The sequence below is a fragment of the Proteus myxofaciens ATCC 19692 genome (assembly GCF_001654855.1).
Taxonomy (GTDB): Bacteria; Pseudomonadota; Gammaproteobacteria; order Enterobacterales; family Enterobacteriaceae; genus Proteus; species Proteus myxofaciens.
Map to the genome: position 1 here is coordinate 1 of NZ_LXEN01000137.1, position 5,771 is coordinate 5,771.

At 33.7% G+C, this 5,771-nt stretch carries 6 protein-coding genes; all 6 read right to left on the reverse strand.

The window, feature by feature from the left end; all coding sequences use genetic code 11:
* Positions 1–612 (reverse strand): hypothetical protein (locus M983_RS13785; protein WP_157091968.1); only part of this gene is annotated, 612 nt, incomplete at its 3' end.
* Positions 613–680: 68 nt separating this feature from the next.
* A complete protein-coding gene (locus tag M983_RS13790) occupies positions 681–3,029 on the reverse strand; it encodes a T6SS phospholipase effector Tle1-like catalytic domain-containing protein (protein WP_066752075.1) in 2,349 nt (782 codons plus the stop codon).
* Positions 3,014–3,559 carry a Tli1a family immunity protein gene (tli1a, locus tag M983_RS13795; RefSeq protein WP_066752078.1) on the reverse strand — a complete coding sequence of 182 codons (546 nt, stop codon included), beginning with the start codon at positions 3,557–3,559 and terminating at the stop codon, positions 3,014–3,016. The genes M983_RS13790 and tli1a overlap by 16 nt, the downstream gene beginning before the upstream one ends.
* 29 nt (positions 3,560–3,588) lie before the next feature.
* Entirely contained in the window at positions 3,589–3,846 is a 258-nt protein-coding gene (locus tag M983_RS13800; RefSeq protein ID WP_066752081.1) for a PAAR domain-containing protein, read from the reverse strand.
* Between the two features lie 31 nt (positions 3,847–3,877).
* Complete coding sequence (gene tla1, locus M983_RS13805; RefSeq protein ID WP_167348687.1) at positions 3,878–4,678, reverse strand: toxin Tle1 chaperone Tla1; 801 nt, start codon at positions 4,676–4,678, stop codon at positions 3,878–3,880.
* Positions 4,671–5,771 (reverse strand): DUF2345 domain-containing protein (locus tag M983_RS13810; protein WP_157091969.1); only part of this gene is annotated, 1,101 nt, incomplete at its 5' end. The genes tla1 and M983_RS13810, both read right to left, overlap by 8 nt.

Sequence of the window (5,771 nt, forward strand, 5' to 3'; positions counted from 1 at the left end):
TGATGAGATATTGTATTTTTTTAAGTGATCAATAAAAGTATTTAGACCATTATGACTTCCTAGCCAGTATATATTGTCTATTTTTATTATATTATCTTCTTCTGATTCTATGAATTTATTAACTAATAATTTCGCTAGCATTTCTTCTCTATTTTTTTTATCACCAATAAGTAATGAACAAGGAATACGTTGTTCATTATTGAAAGTTACTGGCAAAGGTGCAATCGGTCTGTTTTTTAATATTCCAGCCCATTGATATTGATTGTCACCTAATGCACCAATAATAATTGATGATTTAATTGGTATAGAAGAACTATAATATTTCCACCATTTTTTATTATCTTCATGAAAAGCTTCCTTAAATAAATTATTATTGTAATTATCTAAAGCCTTTAAAAATAAATAACTTAAAATAAAAAAAGAAAAAATAACTATAGGGAATAAGAAGCTAAAAATTAATAAATGATGTTTGTTTTTTATATTTACATTCACTGATATTATATTAAATATAAATAAAGAAATGCCAATAAATATAAATAACCACTTTAATAACTTCTTCCAATTTATTGGTTTATCTTCTGGAAATTCTGGGTAACGAGGTGGATATCTCACGATTTATTTCCTGATATTTTTAATATCATTAAATTAAAATAGTAAAGGTGATTTATATATAATAACTTTTAAGAAAGTTGTAGTGTTTTTTGAGGTTCAATGATTTGAGATAACTCACTGATAACACCTTGAGTTTGATTAATAATAGATTGTGTTTTAGCAATTGCTTGAACAGGGCCCGCATCTTTAGTCGGTTGAACATCGTTTGGGTTAATTGGTAACGCTAAACCCGTTATTGCATTCACCACTTCATATTCCATCGACATTATTCCTATTGTTCCCGCTAGCGCCCCTAATGCATTTTTAATACTTTTTTGTTTTACAACATAAGCCATTCCACCAATAAATGTTGCAAGGCCGATGAGTTGTCCCGCAATTGCTACTGGTGATAAAAATTTATTAGTTTCGCTACCTGCATATATCATTCGATAGTTAAAATAACTTGTCCAAGGTTCTCTAGCTTTTAAATCATAATGCATAAACCAGGCGCGTGAATCATGTAATTGCTCATCAAAGAGGTCAGCGACTAATTTACCATCAGGATCAGGATTATTATTTTCTAGAAAGAGGGGGAATCCTTTTCCATTTTGATAAATATCATCACCACTTTTTTTCATCTGATGGTATTCTATTTTTTCATCATCAGTATTTAATAAAAACATAATATTGGCAAATAATACATCGGCTGCAAATTGTTTCCAATTTTTTACATCTCTTCGGTTATTATAATAATCTGCTCTAAATTCTTCAGCTGCTTCTCTTAATTGTGTTTGACCTAACATTGGCTCATAAATACGAGGGCCTGTAAGTGTATCTGCTAAATTAGTATCATTTCCTTGTTTTATTGCATTTTTTTGCTCGTCTTCTTTTTCTTGTTTAAGTTTATTCCATTCGCCTTTAGCCTTATCTATTTTTTCAGCATTATCTTCTAAAGCATTTTGATAAAATGATTGATTTGAATAATTCATTTTAGCATACCTATCAATACGCCATGCAGTCATCCATGCCATCTGTTTTTCAATCATATCTTCTAATGAGATATTTGAAGGACAAGCATGGAAAGTATCTAAAAAATGAGTGTTATTAGTATCGTCTAAGCCTAGCGTGATTTTTCGCCAAGCATTAAAGCGTTGAATTAAGATTGGGTTTATTTCAAATAAATTAATAAGCTCTCTATTGATAGCAATACTCATATCACGGCCATTTTTATCTTTTGGGGATTCAACAGCGATATTTAAAGGTGAACCAGCTTGAAAGGCTGCAAGGTAAAGGTCGTGTAATATTATCTGAGATGACAGCATAGAAGGATCATTAAACGCTTTACCCTGATCGCCTATTGAATAACCACCACCAATATCGGAATGCACACCAGGGTAAACTACTTCTTCAATATCCTGTATTTTAGGATAATGGCCACCATTATTTTTATCAAAATTTATGGGGCGTCTGATTGTATCTAATGGAAAACAAAGGCGTTGTTCATGTGCAGAGACAAAATGTCGGCAACATTTTATAAATTGAGGAAATACTGTTTCATCGGGTAATTGCTGCGTACCATTTGCCCAATCCATATGGCCTGTAAAAAAAGGTAGCAAATGTACTATACCTACTGAAGGTACAGTATCTAAAATACCAATAAACTCGACGTTAATATCAATACCACATAATTGTTGAACGGACTTATCTGCACCTTTAGGCGTATCAAATAATTGTGAGAGCCAATTAACAAAGGTTCTTGCTTCTGCTGCACCACGAGAAAAACCATATATATAAAGTTTAATGGCTAGTGTCTTTGGTTTTGATTGTAAACCTTCAATAATTTCTTTTTTATTAATTAATGAATTAATTATTGCACGACGACGACCTTTGCCATCAATAGGAAGATATTTAGGAGTAGCCATGTCTTTTAAGTAAATGCGAAGTTGAGGTATTGCTAACTCATCTTTATCGCTGGCAATAATTAAAGTATTAGCAAGCATTAATAAGGCCCAATTAAGTCGGTTCTCTCCTCCAGTAGCAAACATTAAACCTTCATCGGTAAAATTATATTCTCCTATTTCAGGAAAGGCAGTTCCCACTCCTGGCATATAATATTTAAAGTATTCTCTTTGTTTTTTCTCAGGATTATTTTCATCCTCATAAGTTGCTTCAAATAAACGGGTAATATTAGTTGCTGTTTTAGGGTCTGCTATCATATCTTCTTTACGGTTATTATTAGTTCCGTCGAAAAAAAAGCTAATATGAAGATTACGACAACAATTTTCTGTCACGGACGCAATGCTTGAGTCATGTATTCTTTTTTCTTTTTGTCGTTTTTTATAGTTTATTTCAATTTGTTGTTGGGTTAATTTTAATCTACCTTTATTTGGGAAATGATTCGGTACCCAAACTGATTGATATTTTATTTTTTCGGACATACTTTAGGCTCCGTCAGATGATGGGGGGCATTAATTGGATATTCAGGATGACCATATCCTTTACAGGACGTGGTAATTTTAACTTCATCGCAAGGTAGAAAATGCACTTTAACGCTACAAGGTTCATCGTATTGAGGGATAGGTACCCAAGCTTCGTGGGTTGAGGTATTATCAACTAATTGTTGTTTCCAACGTTGATAGGCTTCGACTTGATCAAAATCGGGGGCTGGTGGAAATTTAGTTATATCGACTTTTTTCCACTCTACATGTGCGATTAAATTGGGGCGCCATTTTTCGGGTATCATCACACAGCAGACGGTTCCGCCGATACTGCCATAACCTTCATTAATAGAGAAATTTGAAATTTCGAATTGAGTGTGATTGTAGCCTTGCAGGCCAGCACCTAGCATTGGATTTTTCGGTTTAGCTCCCCAAGAAGTGGCATTAACACACCCAGACAGAAAAAGGGTCAAAGTTAAAAGAATAAAGGCAGTGCGTGGTGAGTAGGAGGGAATTATTTTTTCGGACATACTTTAGGCTCCTTTAGTACAATTCGTTGCTAAGACTTAATTTTCATATGTGAAAGAGAACTTACTAATATGCAATTACAAGCACAATGATGCCCATCTAATGCTATAGGCTTACCATTAATTGTTGAATTTGAAGCGCCTTCAATAATATATGTCTCACCATGTTTATTGCATATTGCTCGGTCACCAACACAGGCTACAGGCTTCCCATAAGCTGAATATTTTCCTGTTATTACTTTTCCGCCATACGGTTTTAATATATCTCCAACTCTAATAATATTTTTCATCATAATTACCTTTCAAAAAAGCAATGATATGTTAAGAATTAATTTCTTGACTAACATTTGGATGATATTTTCGAATATATTTTTCTAAAGGACCCACAAATTCACTACCCATTGATTTAAGTGCTAAATTATATATACGAGCTAAATTCTGCTCTTTATTTAATTTTGGATTGAAAAATTCTGAATAACTTAATAGCTCAATAGAATCGCTAATACACCCTATTTTACTAATTTGTTCATCATTAAATTTCATTATTGGTAAAGAATTATCTTCTATAGCAGGATTATAGTTACCTAATAGCCAACTCATTTCTTTATCTTGATCTAACCATCCCCAAATAAACGTAATGTCAGTAAAGTGTTTTTGTTGTTCAGATGTAAGAATATCTTTTAATAATATAGGAAATACTCGTGTATCATAAAAACGTAATAATCCAGATTTAAATCCCCATTCTATTTCAGACATAGAGAGTAGAAAGGTAGATAACATATTAAAGGGAAGTGGCGATGAAGTTATCAATAGCCTTGGTTGTGAATAAAGTAATTCAAATAATTCTTCTAATAAAATTAAATGCGTCTTTTTATCCCACTCAATACGGATAAGTAAAGGCGCTTGATCTAAAAAACCTTCTTCAGGCATGTTAGTAAAAAGGGAAAACCAACGTATTTCATTTTCCATTTTAGATAATGCAGGTACTATTGATTCATTGAGACCAGCTTGATCAATAATAATATCAATATAATCTAAATGAGTTTTTTCTGTAATTAACTTTAGTTGATTTATCCATTGTTCTGTTATTTCTTTTGATGGTATTTGAGATATATTATTCACGGATAGCAACTCCCATTGCATTTTCTTGAGCTTTTTTCAAACATTCTTTACAGACAGATTGAGGAAGTTCAGGTAATGGGAAATCTTCACTTGCGGGTTCTGTCCATGTGTGTTGACCTTTAAGACTTAAACGACTTGGGGTATGAATTTCAATTTGTCCATCTGGTGTTATTTTTATATAACCACCACCACAACCTAAGGTAATTCCATTTTTTGCAGTAATTTGAATATGTCCTTGAGTGGATTGTACTGTCATATCTTTTAATGCTGTTGCTTCAAATGTATCTGCATGAGATTCTAATTCAAAAGGACCTTTACCTGAAACAATACGAATACCTTCTTTTTGAGACAGCATTGATATCTGTCTATAAGAATTAATAGAGAAGTTTTCTGCACTTGATAAATGCATTTCTTTTTTTGTTTGAGCATAAAGTGATTCAATACTTTGAAGAAGAAGGCTTTCATTAGTAACAATTCCTACTCCTTCAGGTGCATGCATTAAAATAGAAGGAGAAGTAAGTTCTTTGGTATTTTTTAAAAGATTATCTAACCCTGTTTTTTGGGGTTGAATATTCTTATGTGCTTCTGTTATCTCTCTACAATTTTCGAGTTGATCTTTGGCACCTTCAACTAATGATATCGCAGGCTTCATCTCAAGCACATCACCGCCGGCTTTTTCTTGGCTATCAGCACTAATAAACAGTCCTTTACCCGCTCTTATCGCACCCCAGCTATCAGTGCGTAATTCAAAGCCTTCACCGCGTGGCTCGCGGTTTGCATCCACAATATGCCCTAAATTAAGTTGGCTTTTACCGCCGTATTCAGTGCTAAGTTTAATGTGCTCTTCACCGCGTTTATCTTCCATACGCAGCTTATTATTTGCCGGTGTACGAATTACATTACGGGTGTTGTTTTTATCGGTCACATGGTCAGGGTGACGGGAATCATGCAAGGCATGGGCGATATAAGGGCGGTCAGGGTCACCTTCATGAAAGGCAATCGCCACTTCTGTGCCTTGAATTAAGGGAAAATGCATGCCATAGGTATCCCCTGCATAAGGTTGTGCTAAACGCACCGGCATACTTTCATAGCC

What these genes read in the sequence shown, in the direction of transcription:
- M983_RS13800 (WP_066752081.1), bottom strand. Translation starts at nt 3,846, where the DNA reads ATGAAAAATATTATTAGAGTTGGAGATATATTAAAACCGTATGGCGGA.
- M983_RS13790 (WP_066752075.1), bottom strand. Translation starts at nt 3,029, where the DNA reads ATGTCCGAAAAAATAAAATATCAATCAGTTTGGGTACCGAATCATTTC.
- tli1a (WP_066752078.1), bottom strand. Translation starts at nt 3,559, where the DNA reads ATGTCCGAAAAAATAATTCCCTCCTACTCACCACGCACTGCCTTTATT.